This is a genomic window from Mariniflexile aquimaris (genome assembly GCF_042676825.1).
GTDB lineage: Bacteria > Bacteroidota > Bacteroidia > Flavobacteriales > Flavobacteriaceae > Mariniflexile > Mariniflexile aquimaris.
Window position 1 is genome coordinate 70610 of sequence record NZ_JBHTIB010000015.1, and the last position, 16479, is coordinate 87088.

Sequence of the window (16479 nt, forward strand, 5' to 3'; positions counted from 1 at the left end):
AAAGGTTGTGGGTTCAATTTTACCGCGCTTTATCGGAAAAAATCATAAAAATCAAAAATCACGAATCAAAAATCGTTAATCTTAAATCATTCCGTATCTTTGCGCACTTAAATTTTGGTATGAGAACGAAATCACTTAAAAAGAATAAAATCAATGTAGTAACGCTTGGTTGTAGTAAAAATGTTTACGACAGCGAGGTGCTCATGGGGCAGTTAAAAGCTAGTGGTAAAGACGTAGTTCATGAAGAAGAAGGTAATATTGTTGTAATTAATACCTGCGGATTTATTAATAATGCCAAAGAAGAAAGCATCAATACTATTTTAGAATTTATGCAGAAGAAGGAAGATGGCGAGGTTGATAAGGTTTTTGTAACCGGTTGTTTAAGTGAACGTTATAAGCCTGATTTGCAAAAGGAAATTCCTAATGTTGATGAATATTTTGGTACTACAGAATTACCTGGGTTATTAAAGGCTTTGGGTGCCGATTATAAACACGAATTAATAGGCGAGCGCTTAACAACAACGCCTAAAAATTATGCCTATTTAAAAATTGCAGAAGGTTGCGATCGCCCATGTAGTTTTTGTGCGATTCCGTTAATGCGCGGGAAACATAAAAGTACACCAATAGAAGAAATTATTATTGAAGCTGAAAAACTGGCAGCAAAAGGTGTTAAAGAACTTATTTTAATTGCGCAAGATTTAACGTATTACGGACTAGATTTATACAAAAAACGAAATCTTGCTGAGCTTCTTGAAGCCTTGGTGAAAGTAGAAGGTATTGAGTGGATACGTTTGCATTATGCATTCCCAACAGGGTTTCCTATGGATGTGTTAGAGGTGATGAATCGCGAATCAAAAATTTGTAATTATTTAGATATTCCGCTACAACATATTTCAGATGCTATTTTAAAAAGTATGCGTCGTGGTACTACCAAAGAAAAAACCACACAATTGCTTAAAGATTTTAGAGCTGCCGTTCCAAATATGACTATCAGAACGACGCTTATTGTAGGCTATCCTGGAGAAACCGAAGAAGATTATCAAACCCTAAAACAGTGGGTTCAAGAGATGCGTTTTGAACGTTTGGGTTGTTTTACCTATTCTCACGAAGAAAATACGCATGCCTTTAATCTGGAAGACGATGTGCCAGAAGAAGTTAAGCAAGAACGTGCGAATGAGATTATGGAAATTCAATCGCAGATTTCATGGGAATTGAATCAAGCCAAAATAGGGCAGACCTATAAAGTGGTTATCGATAGAAAAGAAGGCAACTATTTTGTGGGTCGCACCGAATTTGATTCACCAGACGTGGATAATGAAGTATTAATCGATGCTACAAAAACCTATTTAAAAACAGGAGAGTTTGCAACTGTTAAAATTACAGAGGCGGCAGATTTCGATTTATATGCCGAGGTTGTAACTGCCTAAAATCAGGATTAGATATTTTTATTAGTTGTTTTTATGTGTTAAAAACTTCTATATAAAAACATAATGTAGCCTGGGAAGCATAAGGTTTAAAGCCTATGTTATTATTAGTTGTAACACAATAATAACTAAATTTCTTTTTAATCTTTAATGCTTTTAGAACAGGTTATAGTTTGAAAACAGCGTGTTATATTCTAATACCAATGGCAAGACCCCAAGTAATGGCGGTATGAGAATCCTCTTTAATATCATATAGTAATTCGGGTGATAATTCCCAATTACCTCCTATCGAAAAACTGTACTCTGCACCAAGTCTGCATACGGTGAGATCTTTCGATTTTTCAAATTCATAACCTACTCCCGCAATAATCGCAAATTTATCATAAAGTTCGTAACCGAGCGTCACAGTGCTTAAAAAAGCATTTTCTCTAACCCTTTTTTCGCCTTCATCATTTTTTAAATTGTAGGTTAAAAATTCCAATTCGTTGGTCCATTTAGCGAATAATTTGTGGTTGAAGTTATATTGAAAATCAATACCATTTGTAGGTATTAGTTGTGCGCTTTCACTTTCATCATGTAAATGATGCGAAGGAATATAAGCTTGCGCAAACGCGAACGAAATTTTAATCTTTTTAAAATCCTCATGATGGGCATTTGATGAATTTGAATGTTCTTGAGCGAAGCCTAAAATAGGAAATATTAATAATACTTGTAAAAGAAGTTTTTTCATTGTTTTAATTATAAAAAAATGTTGTATGTTGTTTGTTTACAGTTGGTTGTGTTCGAGTTTTTGTTTGTGTTATTTGTCTGAAAGCCGAGTAATATTAGGCGTTTTATTCAGAAAAAATAATTTGCCAAAAGAAACACAATATGCATAAGTAAAACATGATTTTTGTTAGCTTAGTAATAAAGTTTCGGAAATTTTTTCAAGGTTTTATTGTAAACAAGCTATTTATAAACAGCGGAAAGTTTGCGATTAATAAAATAACCGCAAAGGATGATTTTTATTGATGTTTTGAAGATTTTAAAACATACTTACAACAATGCTTCATTAGAAACTAGCTCTTGAAGCAATGAAAAATCGTACAGTTTTCGGTCTAATAAGTGCGAAGGATACACATTTTGTAAAGCATTCATCATTACAGAACTTCTGTCTGGAAAGTCTGTTTCCCAATCGCTTATCATTTGTTTTACTTTTTTACGTTGTAAATTTTCTTGCGATCCACATAAATTACATGGAATAATTGGGAAATTCATATACTCCGAATACACTTCAATATCACTTTCTTTACAGAATGCCAGTGGACGAAGAATTACTAAATCGCCAGCATCGTTTCTAAATTTTGGTGACATTGCTTCTAGTTTTCCTGAGAAAAATAAGTTTAAGAAGAATGTTTCTATAATGTCGTTTCTATGATGACCAAGCGCTAATTTATTACAATTTAAATTCTTGGCGGCTTCGTATAAGGTACCACGACGTAATCTGGAACAAAGACTACAGGTTGTTTTACCCTCAGGCGTTTTTTCTAACACAATTTTATAGGTGTTTTTCTCTATAATTTTATAGTCAACACCTAATTGGCTTAAATAATTAGGCAAAACTTCTACTGGAAAACCAGGTTGTTTTTGGTCGAGGTTTACGGCAATAATTTCGAACGAGATTCGGGCTACTTTTTGAAAATGAAGCATCATTTGTAGCAAGGTATAGCTGTCTTTGCCGCCAGATAAGCAAACCATAATTCTATCGCCATCTTCAATCATCGAAAATTGTTCTATAGCTTCACCAGTGGCGCGTTGTAATTTTTTTGTAATCTGTTCTATCGTTTCCATGGCTGCAAAAATATTATTTAAATTTATAATACCTTATATTTTAATGCTTTTGAATACCATTTTTTTAGTTTAGCATTATGCGACTTATTAATGTTGCGTAAAACAAATCCGAAAAGGAGAAACAAATAAAGGAATTTTAAAGAGCTATTTTTTCTTTATTAAATAGCAGACTTGTAGAGTGAATAGCGATATTTAAAGCTCTTAAAGAATTTTTCTTTTTAAACGAATGCGCTTCCATACGTTCAGAAATATTTTTTAATATTTTAATGGCTTCATTTATGTAAGGACCTTTATTAAGCATAATACATTCTGCCTGAATGCCCTGAACAATATCGCTAATTTCAGCTCTTGTTGGAACACCTGTTTTTGCTAAGTTTTCAAGCACTTGGGTTGCCCAGATAACCGGAATGTGAGCTGCTTCGCAGATCCAGAGAATTTGATTTTGTACTTCAGAGATTCTTTCAAAGCCAATTTCAACAGCTAAATCACCGCGAGCAATCATCACTCCAATTTTATGGTGTTTCATGCCTTCCAACAATATTTGTGGTAAGTTTTCAAAAGCTTCGTTGTTTTCAATTTTAAAAACAACACCTAAGTTTTTGGCATTGTAAGGTCTTAATTGATCATATAAAAACTTAACATCTTCTCCCGATCGCACAAAAGAATACCCCACAATATTGGCATGTTTGCAAATAAAAGGTAAACATTCTATGTCTCGCGGCGTTAACGCAGGTAGTTTTAGTTTAGTATTGGGTAGATTAATGCCCTTTTGTGAACCTATTTTGGTCTTGTAGCAATCGGTTATAAGTAATTCAATAGCATTATCATTTTTAGAAACTACGGTCGATTTTACCATACCATCATCAAATAAAACCATGTCGTTTATTTTAACATCGTCTAAAATTTGCGGTAAAGAAATGCCGATTTCGGCTTTAACTAATTGTTCGTTATCATTTCCAAATTTCGATTTTCTGCCTAGTGTTTTATTGCCAGTTAAAATAATGTGGTCTCCCACTTTTACTTTAATATAGTTTCTTATTTCCCCTTTTTTAGTTGTAATTTCTATTTGCGAAGTTCTTATTTTAGGTCCAGATAAGTCCATATAAATTTTTACGTCCTTACCTGTTTCAGCTTTAACTTCATGAATATACGTCACCATTTTAGACCATATATCTATATCGCCATGGCTTAAATTTATCCGGGCTATTTTCATGCCGCTAAGGGCAAAATCTTTTATAATATTTTTATCGCTTGCAGCCTCATTGGGTAAGGTTACCATGATTTCGGTAAAATGATTTTTTTTAACCTCGTTAAATAACTTGTTACCGTTTTTCTTTACTATGTCTTTGCTTTTTTTGTAGCCAATGAGTTCGATATCCGACTTTTTATCGAAAGGTAATCCTTGAATTAATCTTAAATTTCTAATAACATTATAAAGGTTGCTATACACATAACCCTCTAGGGTACCTAAAGATGATACGCCACAATCAGACAAACTATCGTGATATTTTCTTAAATCGAAACTTCTTAAAATTAAATAGCGGCATAAATTTTTAGCACTTAGTTTATAGTCTTCATCAATGTCTGAAATAATGTCATTTATTTTAGACTCGTTATCAATGATGGCTTGTAAAATAGCACTTAACTCTTCGTCTAATTGTTTTATTTTCATAACGGCTCAATTTTAATCAGTTAAATGTCTTGCCACAAGAGTTACTTTTTCTTCAACTCGAATAAATCATGTCGTCTGTCCTTAAGATTTCTAACACTTCCAAACTGATTTAATTCGCGAAGCATATCAATATCAACATCGGCAATTAAAATCATTTCTGTATTTGTAGTCGCTTCAGCTTTAATACCATTCGCGGGAAACGCAAAATCGCATGGCGTAAATACCATCGATTGTGCAAACTGAATATCCATATTGTGCACTTTTGGTAAATTACCAACACTTCCTGCAATGGCAACATAACATTCGTTTTCTATGGCACGCGCCTGTGCACAATAGCGCACGCGCGAATAACCGTTCTGTGTATCGGTTAAAAACGGAATAAATAAGATATCCATACCTTCATCTGCCAAAATTCGGCTTAATTCTGGGAATTCAGAATCGTAACAAATTAGTATCCCAATTTTACCACAGTCTGTATCGTAGGTTTTTAATTCTTTACCGCCTTGCATACCCCAAACTTTTTCTTCATCGGGTGTTACATGAAGCTTCTCATAACGTTCTGTAGTGCCATCTCTTCGGCACAAATAGCCCACGTTGTATAACAAATCGTCCCTTAATTCGGGCATACTGCCGGTAATAACATTTATGTTATAAGAAATAGCCAGTTCTGAGAACTTTTGCACAATTATGGGTGTATATGCAGCTAATTCTCTAATGGCTTGACTTTCTGGCATGTGGTTGTGATCTGCCATTAACGGAGCATTAAAAAATTCTGGGAAAAGTGCAAAATCAGATCGGTAAGCCGATACGGCGTCAATAAAATATTCGGCCTGTTGCATCAAATCTTCCATAGTATTATACAATCGCATTTGCCATTGTATTAACCCAAGTCGCACTACCTTTTTCTTTGTAATGGCTTTGGTAGATTTCTTTTCGTAGTAAATGTTATCCCATTCTAAAAGCACTGCAAATTCGTTCGAAGCTTTATCGCCTTCTAAATAACCTTTTAAAATTTTAGACGGATGAAAATCATTCGATATTTGAAAATTTAAAACAGGGTCGTGAATTTCTTTTCGTCTAACTTTATCGATGTATTCTTTAGGGCTCATTTCGGCAGCATACTTATGGTAATTTGGTATTCTGCCACCAAAAGCAATCCCTCTTAAATTTAATTTTTCAGCAAGTTCTTTTCGGTAATCGTATAAACGTCTGCCCAGTCGTAATCCCCGATATTCAGATTTTATAAAAACATCAATACCATAAAGCACATCACCTCTGTCTGTGTGTGTACTAAAGGTATAATTTCCCGTAATATCTTCGTAAGTATGGTGGTCGTCAAATTGATTGTAATCTAATATAATAGACAAGGCACAACCAGCAAGGTGCCCATTCACTTTTATAATTACCTGTCCTTCAGGAAACTTATCTACAAGTGTTTTTATTTGCTTTTCTCCCCAGTAAGACCCTGGCATGGTCGCATAGGCTTCAATCATTACTTCTTTTAACTCCTGGTAGTCCTCAACGGTTAAAAACTGTAATTCTATATTTTCGATATTCTCAATCATTTTAATGTAAAATCTAATTAAAGTAAAATTTATTATCTGGGCGCTACCACAGGGGTCGGGCTATACGTTACAATCTTTTTAAAACCTTTTTGCTATGGAAAACGATACTGCAATTTGTCAATTTTTAATGTTTGCCAATGTTACAGGTTTAAAAGTTTTAAAAAGGATTTTCACTGCTATCCCTAGCGCAAAAAATACTACGTAAATTTAATCTATTTCTAGGTCTCAAAAAAGTATTATTGCTTTTTCATAAACTGCCGCATGGCAACCCATTGTTTAAGCATATCTCTGGCATCTTGTGCCGGATATCCCAACACGGTTTTGCCCGCTTCTACATCACCAACAACCCCAGAACCTGCGCCAACAGTAGCGCCAGAATGAATGGTGGTATGGTCTTTTATAGAAGCACTTCCTCCAATAATTACGCCGTCTCCTAAAGTTACAGAACCCGCAAGTCCGCTATGTCCTGCCATAATACAAAAACGTCCCATAACGCTGTTATGAGCTATTTGAACTAAATTATCAATTTTACAACCGTCGCCAATAATGGTTGAACTAAACTTAGCACGATCAACGCACGAATTAGCACCTATTTCAACATAATGGCCAATAATAACATTTCCAATTTGAGGTATTTTTACCAAACCTCGGCCATCTTCGCTAGGTCTGTATCCAAACCCATCGGCACCGATACTTACGTTGGTGTGAAAAATACAATGGCTACCAATTATGCAACGCTCTCTTATAACAGTGCCAGACCAAACCACCGTATTCTCACCTATAACGGTTTCATCAAAAACACAAACATTTGGGTATAAAATAACGTTATCACCCAGTTCTACATCTTTACCAACATAACAATTGGCGCCAATTTTACAACCTTTACCAATTATTGCCGTATCGTGTATAACTGCCGTTGGGTGAATATCTATTGTGAATTCTGGAGCTGGCGGATTAAACAATTCTAACACTTTAGCCATTGCTAAATCGGCATTTTTAACTTTTATAATTGCCTTGTTGTCTATGGGTTCCATAGTTAAATTATCATTTACAATGGCGGCACAAGCTTTAGAAGCGGCCCAATATTTTGCATATTTTATACTTCCTATAAAAGAAATATGATGGCTTTTCGCAGCTTGTAATTGTTCTGGACCTTCAATTAAATGAGTAGTGGTCCCAATTAACTCGCCATTTAAATAGCTGTTAATTTCTTCAATAGAATACGATTTTTTCAAAAGTTTAGTTGGATTTATTGTTAGTATGAGGTGTTTGTAAATCTAATAAAAAAAATATAGATTACTCATTATTCTTCATCAATTCTGTTTTCGTCAAAAGCAGAAGGAAGTAGTTTTGGTATAAATTTAACTACCAGCGGTAATAATAAGGCTCCACCTGGAAGCATAAATATAGCCAAACTTGGTATGGATTTAAAAATGTCTAAAAGTTGTTCTTGTACCTTTTTTTGTTCTTCGTTGGTTAAATCTCTGGTGGTAGATTGTGTAAGCAGTACCATTAATTCTTTGCTGCCTTTTAATTCATTATAAAGACGTTTGCTATTTCTGGTAATTAACTTTTTCACCATTTTGCTCGAGTTTTTATAAAAACTCTGTACCATATTGTTAGAATTTAATAAGGCAATTTGGTCTTTGTGGGTGGTGTAAAAAGCGTTTACTGTTTTAATAGATTCGTTAATGTTGGAAGTGTCAATCTGTAAATCGGTGCTTAATTGAATTAAAAATAATTTTTCATTTTTATCGATGGTTTTATCACTCCATGTTGCCATACATGCCAAATCCAAGATGTAATATTTTTCTAAATCGTTGTTTATATTCGAGATGGCCTCCGGGTAACTTATAGTCTCATGACTATGAAAACGTAAAGAGGCCTCAAATAGTTTAATTAAACTGTCGTCGTATTTATTTTTAGACTCTTTAGAATCAAGCACATTAATAGAAATAGTTTCTATAGATGCTTCTAAATTTTTTATATAATCAACCGAAATAGAATTGTTTTTTAAATACTCCTGATAAGCCAGAATATCTATATATAACAAGGCATTTATAATGAAATAATTAAAGTTTTTGGTAATAAAATTGTCGTCAATTTGAACACGCTTTTGTATTATTTTTTCGAGTTGTTCGTTCGATTTTTTTTCTCCTAAAAACCCTAAAAAGTACGAGGTTTTAAGTTCATTAATTTCGGTATAAAAGTTAACCGCACTTTCGGCAAATGGGATGTCGGAATTGGCGTTAGAATGGGTGTAAAGTAAGGCTAAGAGTAAATTAGTTTTACAAAGTTCTTCTTCTGTAAGATCTTTGTGCTTTACAACATTGCAAACAATATCAAAATTGCTTCCATAAATAAAGCCACAATCTCTTAGAGCACGATAAAACGTATCGTTTTCTAGGTTTAAGAAAGAATTGTTTTTAGCAACTTCTTTTAGTAATTTTTTTATCCAGCCATTACCCGATGGGTTCATAGTCACTTAATTTCTGATGTAAAATTAAAAAAGCTGCTCATTAAAGCAGCTTTATTCATATTAATTTTTTTTAAATTATTTAATAATGCCACCACAGCTTACACGCCCGCCGGCATCACCTGTAGGTTGTGTGGTAAAATCGTCTAATCCAGCGTGTACAATAATGCCTTTGCCTAAAATATCTTTGGTTTCGTCACCACAACCAATGCACCATTCGTCTGTAGAAATAGAGATGCTACCGTTGCCATTTTCATCGGCTATAAAATTTCCGATATCACCTTTGTGAAATCCTGATTCGGCGCCCCATTTTCCATGTGGTTGGTTTGTTGGATTCCAGTGTCCTCCAGCCGATGTTCCATCAGGAGATGAGCAATCAGACGATTGATGTATATGTATAGCGTGTTCACCTGGTGCTAAACCACTTAAAGTAGCGTTCATAGTAACTATACCATTTTCTTCGGTAAACACCACTTCGCCGCTAACATTCGTATCGCTTTTTGGCTCGAGGGAAACTGTAATTGTTTTTGGTTCTGCTATTTTCGCTTCAGTTGTAGATGTTTCATTTTCAGTAGTTTTTGTTGTATTTTTGCATGATGTCATGCTGAAAATCACTGCAATTACCAATAAACTTATTTTTTTCATATTTTTCGGAATTAATTTGAATGGAAAGTTACTATTTATTAGCGCGAATTGCAAATAAACTATATGACATATATCATGTTTTTAGTTGCGCTGTTCTTATACTTTTGAATATAAATGTTAGGTATGTCGAGTTTTTTAGTGAATAAATATAATATAGCAGGACCACGTTATACAAGTTATCCAACCGTTCCTTATTGGAATCAGGATACCTTTTCTTTAAAAAACTGGAAATCATCTTTAATACATTCTTTTAATGAAAGTAATGCTACCGAAGGGATAAGTATTTATATTCATTTGCCTTATTGCGAAAGTTTGTGCACGTTTTGTGGGTGTAATAAGCGAATTACAACACAACACAACGTAGAATCGCCTTATATAAATGCGGTTTTAAAGGAATGGAATTTGTATTTAGAGCTGTTTAATGAAAAGCCCATTATAAAAGAAATGCATCTGGGTGGTGGAACACCAACATTTTTTAGTCCTGAAAATTTAAAACGATTAATTAACGGTATTTTGAAAAATTCGGAATTAGCCGATAATTATGAGTTTAGTTTTGAAGGTCACCCAAATAATACAACCAAAGAACATTTACAGGCGTTATTTGATGTAGGATTTAGACGCGTAAGCTACGGCGTGCAGGATTATAACGAAACGGTACAAAAAGCCATTCATAGAATTCAACCTTTTGAAAATGTAAAACGCGCTACAGAATTGGCCAGAGAAATTGGTTATACTTCTGTGGGTCATGATATTATTTTCGGCTTGCCTTTTCAAACTATCGAACATGTAAAGGAAACGATTTTAAAAACTAAAGAGTTACAACCAGATCGTTTGGCATTTTACAGTTATGCCCACGTGCCATGGATAAAAGGAAATGGGCAACGTGGTTTTAACGAATCTAATTTACCTACGGCCGAATTAAAAAGACAGCAATATCAATTAGGAAAGCAATTGTTAACAGAGGTAGGGTATCATGAAATTGGTATGGACCATTTTGCATTACCTAGTGATACACTATATAAATCGATGCTAAGCGGAAAATTACACCGCAATTTTATGGGGTATACCGCCTCAAAAACAAAAGCCATGATTGGATTGGGGGTTTCTTCTATTAGCGATAGTTGGTACGGATTTGCGCAAAACGAAAAAAGCATCGAGTCTTATTACAAATTGTTAAAAGAGAACTTAATTCCAGTTTATCGGGGACATATTTTAAACGAAGAAGATTTAATAATTAGAAAACATATACTAAATTTAATGTGTCAGTTTAAAACAAGTTGGACACAAGATGCGTTATATTTTAGTGAGCTTCCAGAGGTATTGAATAGATTAAAAGAAATGGAAGTTGATGGGTTACTTGAAATAGATGCCAACTATATTAAAGTAACAACAAAAGGCCAGCCATTTGTGAGAAACATTTGTATGGCTTTCGATTTATTATTACAACGAAAACAACCAGATACACAGTTGTTTTCGATGACAGTTTAATTAAATACCAAATCTCATGAAAAAAATTATTGTACCTGTCGATTTTTCTGAACACTCAGAATATGCATTAAAAACGGCCGCTAAATTAGCTAAAAAAAATAATGCCGAAATACTTGCTTTACATATGTTAGAAATGTCGGATATTATGCTTACAGCTTCCGATGGCTTGCAGTATGAAAAGGCTGTTTATTTCTATAAATTATCTGAGCAAAAATTTGAAAAGTTTATTGAAAAAGATTATTTAAAAGATGTAAAAGTTACACCTATTATTAAGCACTTTAAGGTGTTTGGCGAAGTAAACGATGTAGCGCATAAACATGATGCCGATTTAATAGTTATGGGATCGCATGGTAGCAGTGGTGTGAAAGAATTTTTTATTGGCTCGAACACCGAGCGTGTTGTTAGGAATTCTGATGTTCCTGTGCTAGTAGTAAAAAGCAGTGGTATAGATGTTAATTTTGAAAAAGTTGTTTTTGCCTGCGATTTTGCTGAAGAATCTATTAAACCCTACATAAATGCTGTTAAGTTATTTGATAAAATAGGCGCTAAATTTTGTATGGTAAATGTTAATTTGCCTAATGAAAGATTTAAAAGTTCGTCGGAATTAGAAAAGAGCGTCGTAAACTTTTTTACTAAGGCAGATGGAAATTTAGATAGGATGAAAGACGTTTATTATGTGTCTGATTATACCGCAGAAGATGGTATTATATATTTAGCGAATAAAATAGGAGCAGATATTATTGCAGTGCCAACGCGTGGTAAAAAAGGTTTAGCTCACTTTTTTGAAGGTAGCATAGGTGAAGATGTGGCAAATCATGCAACATTACCAGTAATAACATTTAAAATTTGAAAGTATAATTAATAGTGTGACTAATTTTGGAAAAAGGAATTGTTAAAGGAGTAACGGTTCCTTTTTTTTTATTTAATTATTTGTATGCTGATTTAGTGTAGGATTTAATCAGTGTCAACATTAGAAATTGCTAAGACATTAAATAAATTCGCTTTGGTGTTAAGGAAATTATTTTCTAATTCTATGGCTTTTAATTTAGAGTCAATAAGTTTTGATTCTCGAGCATTTACCAAAAAAAGAGAGCTTTCACCTAAATCGAATTTGCGTTCTTCTGCATCTAACATTTGCGTGTAATCGCTAACAATTACTAGAGTGTATTTATTTTGTAACATGTAAGAATCGAGTTCTTGCGTAATGGCCTTTATTTTATTTTTTAAATTTAACCTGGTGCTTTGCATTTCGAATTCAGTATCCTGCATTTTAATTTTAGCTAATTTTAAATCGGCGCGTTCTTTTCTTAAAAATAGCGGTATGCTAACGTTTAGCCCACTTTTGTACGCCGCAGTGCTAAACGACCTCGATATCTCTGGGGTTTGAGATAGAAAATTATACTGTAAATCTATTTTTGGAAGCAAATTGTTGAGTGATAGACGTTTCTCTAAAGTTAAACTTTCTAGCTTATAGTCTAACGATTGCATTTTTGGGTGATTGTCTAAATTTAAATTTTCTATATCAAAATTAGAGGTATTCAAAGTGGCGTCAACTATATTAAAGGTGTTGGTGTCTGGTATAATATTGTCTTCGAGCTCGATAGGTGTATTGTCATTTAACCATAAATAATTAGACAATTCCAAAGAAGATTTCAGAAATTTAATTCGTGCTTTTTCTAAATTTAGTTTTCTATCATTAAGCGCTATACGAGCTTCTATGGTGTCTATAGCAGGGGCTTCACCTTGTTCAAAACTCATTTTTATACCGTTAAATCGCATTTCTGCATTGCTTAAAAACGCTTCGTAAACACGTTTTTCATTGTATGATTTTAACCAATTAAAATATGTAATAGTGGCATCGTATAGTATGTTATTAACCAATAATTGTCTGTCTGCTTTTGCTTGTTTTACAAACATTTTAGCTTGCTTAAGCATCGCCATACGTTTGTTAATTAATAAATCTCGCGCCAACGATACCGAAACACCTACGCTGTATAATCCGTCTTCGGGCACGAAAGATTCAGGGTTTAAATAATAACCATCATTTTCTTCAATAGTTCCTTTAAATTCAATACCATACCAGGTTGGTATTTTAAAAGCAGCATTTAGTTTATCGTAATACTCGGTGTTTTTAAATTTTTTGCGATCGTAGTCAACTTCTATTTTTGGGTCGAATGCACCTCGCGCTTTCATAAGCTTCGCTTCGCTTTCAGTAATTATTAGATTCGCTTGTTTTACAATGGGGTGAAACGTTTTTACGTAACCCAAATACTCAGATAAGCTAATGGTAGCAGTACTGTCTTGTGCAGCAGTAGTACAACTAATTAATAAAGCGATGTAAATGACAAGACTTCTCATTTTTTTGAATCTTTTGAATCGGATTTTTCCTTAGCCTGAGGTTGGTAATAATTAGGAGGGAAACTATTTATTTGTCTCCATAATTCAAACCAGATAGGTACATCTTCTAAAAGCGCAAAAGTACGTGCGCCAGAACCTACGCGTATTGCTTCTGGCCATTTTTGTCCGTTTTTATCTGGCGCCAACAAAACTCTGTATTTTCCATTATCACTGATAAAATTTTCAATAGCAATTACTTTTGCCGCATAGGTACCGTACGAAACGTTTGGCCATCCGCTAAAAACAATGGCAGGCCATCCATCAAACTGAATACGCACTTTTTCACCCACGTGAATTAATGGTAAATCTATTGGTTTTATATAAGTCTCAACAGCTAAGTCATATTTTGCGGGCATAATTCCTACTAACTCTTCACCTTCTTTAAAGGTAATGCCTATACCACCTCGTAAGGCTTTATTTATGTACCCACTTTGCGGGGCTGTGATGTATAATAATCTGTTACGAACACTGTAATTGGTAAAGTCGTTTTCGAGTTTAGATACTTGGGCTTCGGTGTCAAATTGATTTGATTGTGCGGAGAACATATCACTTTGTGCTTTCGAAATTTTATCGATGTATTCTTGCTTGATTCTAGAAAGGTCAATTTGCGCATTTAAAACTTCATTTTTACTGGTTATTAATTTGTTTTCCTGCGATATCAATTTAGCCTGTGTTTCTTGCAGCTTAAGGCGTTTTTCTTCTACATCTTTAACAGCTTTAAGTCCTTCGTTTTGTAGTGTTTGTGTTCGGTTGAATTGTCTTTCTGCTATGCTAAGGTTTGTTTTAGCAGCTTCCAAATCAATACTATCGCTTTTAACTTTTAAGCGAGATTGTATTAGTTTGTTTTTTGTCTGTTCGAATTTTAAATTTTGTTCATTACTCAGCGCTGAAATCTGTCTGTTTAAGGCGCCTACCTTTTCTTGGTACGCGTTAACAGATGATGATTTAGCTTGAATTTGCTGATTTGTTCGTTCCACAAGTCGGTCATCAAAATACTCACTTTTTATTTCTGAAATTCTTAAAATGGTATCGCCTTGGTTAACAAAATCGCCTTCTTGCACAAACCACTCTTCAATGCGTCCTGGTATTTGGGATTGGATGGTTTGCGGACGTTGACTTGGTTTTAAGGTCGTAACAGAACCCTGACCAGTAATGTTTTGGGTCCAAGGCAAAAACAGTACAACAATTATAAAAATGGCTACAGAAAGCAAAATTTTATTAAACTGTTTGTAATAGGTTTTGCTAAAAATGTCTTTGCTAGATTTAAATTCTGATAAATCAAGCCTATCATTTACTTTATTGTGAGATATATTAAGCATGTATAATGTTTTTTATTTCACCTTTATCTAATTCAACGATTTGCGTACATTTCGATTTCCAAATGTCGCCGCCACTTACAACAATAAGCGCCCATGGTCTATCTGGATGCGATAAATAATTAATAATAGAACTTGTTTCTTTAAGGTTGAAACGGTCTAGTGCATCTTCCAGAATTAAAACTTTAGGTTTTTTTAATATGGCGCGTGCCAAAACAATTTTTTTTGAAACTGTATGAGACATTTGCTTGCCATCTGGATAGAGTATGGTTTCTAAACCTTCAGGCTGTTCTTTTATAAATTCGAGAAGTCCAACATTTTCAAGGGTATTAAAAATCTCATCGTTAGTAATGTTTTCATTTCCAACTGTTAAATTGGCTTTAATGCTACCCTCAAATGGTGTTTCTTCGGTTAAAGATATGCCCAAATGTGCGCGATAGTGATTAAGTTTTAAACTGGAAATTGATAAATTATTAACATAAATGTGCCCAGACGTAGCTTCTATGGCGCTGGCTATGAGTCTTAATAAAGTAGATTTTCCAGAACCACTTTCACCTAATATTAGAATTCTGCTTTTGGTGTTAATTTTTAGCGAAATGTCTTTTAAAATAGGTTCAATTTTTTCAGGTACCTTATAAGTAACTTTATTGAATTCTATATTGAAATTGTCATCATATTCAGGCTTTTCGCCATAATGGCTTTCTAAATCTTTGTCCAGAATTTGGCCTATTTTTTCCAGAGACGTTAATACATCGTAAAACGATTCTAAACCTAGAATCAGTTTTTCAACCGATGCAATTACAAGTAAAATAATAATTTCTGCTGCAACAAACTGACCGATATTCATTTCTTGGTTTAAAACTAATGCCCCTCCAATTAATAATAAACTGGCAGTAACGACCACCTTAAAACCAATCATTTGTATAAACTGAACGATTAAAACTTTAAAATGGCTTTCTCTGGCTTTAAGATAATCGGCAACCAATTCGTCATTTTTTGATAATCCTAAATTGGTAATCCCAGATAGTTTAAAACTAATAAGGGTTCGTGCAATTTCTTGAATCCAATGTGCGACTTTATATTTATGTTTAGATTCTTTTAAACTTGTTTCAAGACCTCTAATAGCGGTAAATTTAAAAACGATAAAAACCAAAACTAATAGGAGGAGTCCGAATATTATAAAGAAAGGATGATAAAAAGAAAGTAATATGAGCGCGAATAATATTTGAAGCACCGCTGTTGGAATATCGATTAATATTTTAGATAATCCTTTTTGAATTATTAAGGTATCAAAAAAACGGTTCGCTAATTCTGGCGGATAATAATTACGAAGTTCAGACGTCTTTATCTTTGGAAATCTGTAAGTTAACTCGAAGGAAGAACGTAAAAATATGCGTTGTTGAATGGTCTCTATAATACGCAATTGCATAAGCTGTAAAAGACCAGATAATGCTACTCCGAGCGTTACAAGTGTTACCAGAACCACCCAGGATGTAGAAATTTGCGCACCTTGAATTAAATTAATAATTGCCTGAATACCTAAAGGAAGCGATAAGGCCACAACACCGGCGAAAATGGCATAATAAAAAATTTGTAAAATATCTTTTTTCTCTAATTGAATAAGGCCTATTAAACGTTGCCATGGGGTCATACTTGGCTGTGCCAT

Annotated in this window: 13 protein-coding genes; 3 read left to right on the top strand and 10 right to left on the bottom strand. The window is 33.9% G+C overall.

What is annotated here, in order from left to right; translation table 11 throughout:
- Positions 1–119 precede the first annotated feature (119 nt).
- Positions 120–1427: a 30S ribosomal protein S12 methylthiotransferase RimO gene (gene rimO, locus ACFQ0I_RS14330; protein ID WP_379943406.1), complete on the top strand. Its 1308-nt coding sequence runs from the start codon at positions 120–122 to the stop codon at positions 1425–1427.
- Positions 1428–1611: 184 nt separating this feature from the next.
- Here the strand turns inward: rimO and ACFQ0I_RS14335 are convergent, their stop codons facing one another.
- The 7 genes from ACFQ0I_RS14335 to ACFQ0I_RS14365 form a co-directional block, all read right to left on the bottom strand.
- Positions 1612–2154, bottom strand: coding sequence for a hypothetical protein (locus tag ACFQ0I_RS14335; protein ID WP_379943408.1), 543 nt, complete (start codon positions 2152–2154; stop codon positions 1612–1614).
- Between the two features lie 305 nt (positions 2155–2459).
- Positions 2460–3254 carry a tRNA 2-thiocytidine(32) synthetase TtcA gene (gene ttcA, locus ACFQ0I_RS14340; RefSeq protein WP_379943410.1) on the bottom strand — a complete coding sequence of 265 codons (795 nt, stop codon included), beginning with the start codon at positions 3252–3254 and terminating at the stop codon, positions 2460–2462.
- Positions 3255–3390: 136 nt separating this feature from the next.
- Positions 3391–4926: a pyruvate kinase gene (locus ACFQ0I_RS14345; RefSeq protein ID WP_379943412.1), complete on the bottom strand. Its 1536-nt coding sequence runs from the start codon at positions 4924–4926 to the stop codon at positions 3391–3393.
- Positions 4927–4967: 41 nt separating this feature from the next.
- Positions 4968–6491, bottom strand: a complete 1524-nt coding sequence (locus tag ACFQ0I_RS14350; RefSeq protein WP_379943414.1) for a GNAT family N-acetyltransferase — start codon at positions 6489–6491, stop codon at positions 4968–4970.
- Between the two features lie 236 nt (positions 6492–6727).
- Positions 6728–7726 carry a UDP-3-O-(3-hydroxymyristoyl)glucosamine N-acyltransferase gene (gene lpxD / locus ACFQ0I_RS14355; RefSeq protein ID WP_379943416.1) on the bottom strand — a complete coding sequence of 333 codons (999 nt, stop codon included), beginning with the start codon at positions 7724–7726 and terminating at the stop codon, positions 6728–6730.
- 68 nt (positions 7727–7794) lie between these two features.
- The gene (locus tag ACFQ0I_RS14360; protein WP_379943418.1) at positions 7795–8970 is read right to left on the bottom strand and encodes an LETM1-related biofilm-associated protein; all 1176 of its coding nucleotides are present in this window, start codon (positions 8968–8970) and stop codon (positions 7795–7797) included.
- A 75-nt stretch (positions 8971–9045) separates the two neighbouring features.
- Positions 9046–9612 (bottom strand): superoxide dismutase family protein, encoded by a 567-nt coding sequence (locus tag ACFQ0I_RS14365; protein WP_379943420.1) that lies wholly within the window; start codon positions 9610–9612, stop codon positions 9046–9048.
- A gap of 123 nt (positions 9613–9735) precedes the next feature.
- Here ACFQ0I_RS14365 and hemN point away from each other — a divergent pair, with 123 nt between their 5' ends.
- Complete coding sequence (gene hemN / locus ACFQ0I_RS14370) at positions 9736–11100, top strand: oxygen-independent coproporphyrinogen III oxidase (RefSeq protein WP_379943422.1); 1365 nt, start codon at positions 9736–9738, stop codon at positions 11098–11100.
- Positions 11101–11116: 16 nt separating this feature from the next.
- On the top strand, positions 11117–11950 hold the full coding sequence (locus ACFQ0I_RS14375; protein WP_379943424.1) for a universal stress protein: 834 nt from the start codon (positions 11117–11119) through the stop codon (positions 11948–11950).
- A gap of 104 nt (positions 11951–12054) precedes the next feature.
- Here ACFQ0I_RS14375 and ACFQ0I_RS14380 read toward each other — a convergent pair whose 3' ends face one another.
- From ACFQ0I_RS14380 to ACFQ0I_RS14390, 3 genes are read right to left on the bottom strand one after another with little or no spacing between them, the layout of a single operon-like run.
- A complete protein-coding gene (locus ACFQ0I_RS14380) occupies positions 12055–13458 on the bottom strand; it encodes a TolC family protein (protein ID WP_379943426.1) in 1404 nt (467 codons plus the stop codon).
- Positions 13455–14816 carry an HlyD family secretion protein gene (locus ACFQ0I_RS14385; RefSeq protein ID WP_379943428.1) on the bottom strand — a complete coding sequence of 454 codons (1362 nt, stop codon included), beginning with the start codon at positions 14814–14816 and terminating at the stop codon, positions 13455–13457. The genes ACFQ0I_RS14380 and ACFQ0I_RS14385 overlap by 4 nt, the downstream gene beginning before the upstream one ends.
- On the bottom strand, positions 14809–16479 hold the full coding sequence (locus ACFQ0I_RS14390) for a peptidase domain-containing ABC transporter (RefSeq protein ID WP_379943430.1): 1671 nt from the start codon (positions 16477–16479) through the stop codon (positions 14809–14811). Before ACFQ0I_RS14390 ends, ACFQ0I_RS14385 begins: the two co-directional genes overlap by 8 nt.

Bases quoted from the DNA above. Each gene is read 5' to 3' on its own strand.
- ACFQ0I_RS14335 (WP_379943408.1), bottom strand. From the start codon at position 2,154: ATGAAAAAACTTCTTTTACAAGTATTATTAATATTTCCTATTTTAGGC.
- ACFQ0I_RS14390 (WP_379943430.1), bottom strand. From the start codon at position 16,479: ATGGCACAGCCAAGTATGACCCCATGGCAACGTTTAATAGGCCTTATT.
- ACFQ0I_RS14375 (WP_379943424.1), top strand. From the start codon at position 11,117: ATGAAAAAAATTATTGTACCTGTCGATTTTTCTGAACACTCAGAATAT.
- ACFQ0I_RS14360 (WP_379943418.1), bottom strand. From the start codon at position 8,970: ATGAACCCATCGGGTAATGGCTGGATAAAAAAATTACTAAAAGAAGTT.
- ACFQ0I_RS14345 (WP_379943412.1), bottom strand. From the start codon at position 4,926: ATGAAAATAAAACAATTAGACGAAGAGTTAAGTGCTATTTTACAAGCC.
- rimO (WP_379943406.1), top strand. From the start codon at position 120: ATGAGAACGAAATCACTTAAAAAGAATAAAATCAATGTAGTAACGCTT.
- ACFQ0I_RS14385 (WP_379943428.1), bottom strand. From the start codon at position 14,816: ATGCTTAATATATCTCACAATAAAGTAAATGATAGGCTTGATTTATCA.
- ACFQ0I_RS14365 (WP_379943420.1), bottom strand. From the start codon at position 9,612: ATGAAAAAAATAAGTTTATTGGTAATTGCAGTGATTTTCAGCATGACA.
- hemN (WP_379943422.1), top strand. From the start codon at position 9,736: ATGTCGAGTTTTTTAGTGAATAAATATAATATAGCAGGACCACGTTAT.
- ttcA (WP_379943410.1), bottom strand. From the start codon at position 3,254: ATGGAAACGATAGAACAGATTACAAAAAAATTACAACGCGCCACTGGT.
- ACFQ0I_RS14350 (WP_379943414.1), bottom strand. From the start codon at position 6,491: ATGATTGAGAATATCGAAAATATAGAATTACAGTTTTTAACCGTTGAG.
- ACFQ0I_RS14380 (WP_379943426.1), bottom strand. From the start codon at position 13,458: ATGAGAAGTCTTGTCATTTACATCGCTTTATTAATTAGTTGTACTACT.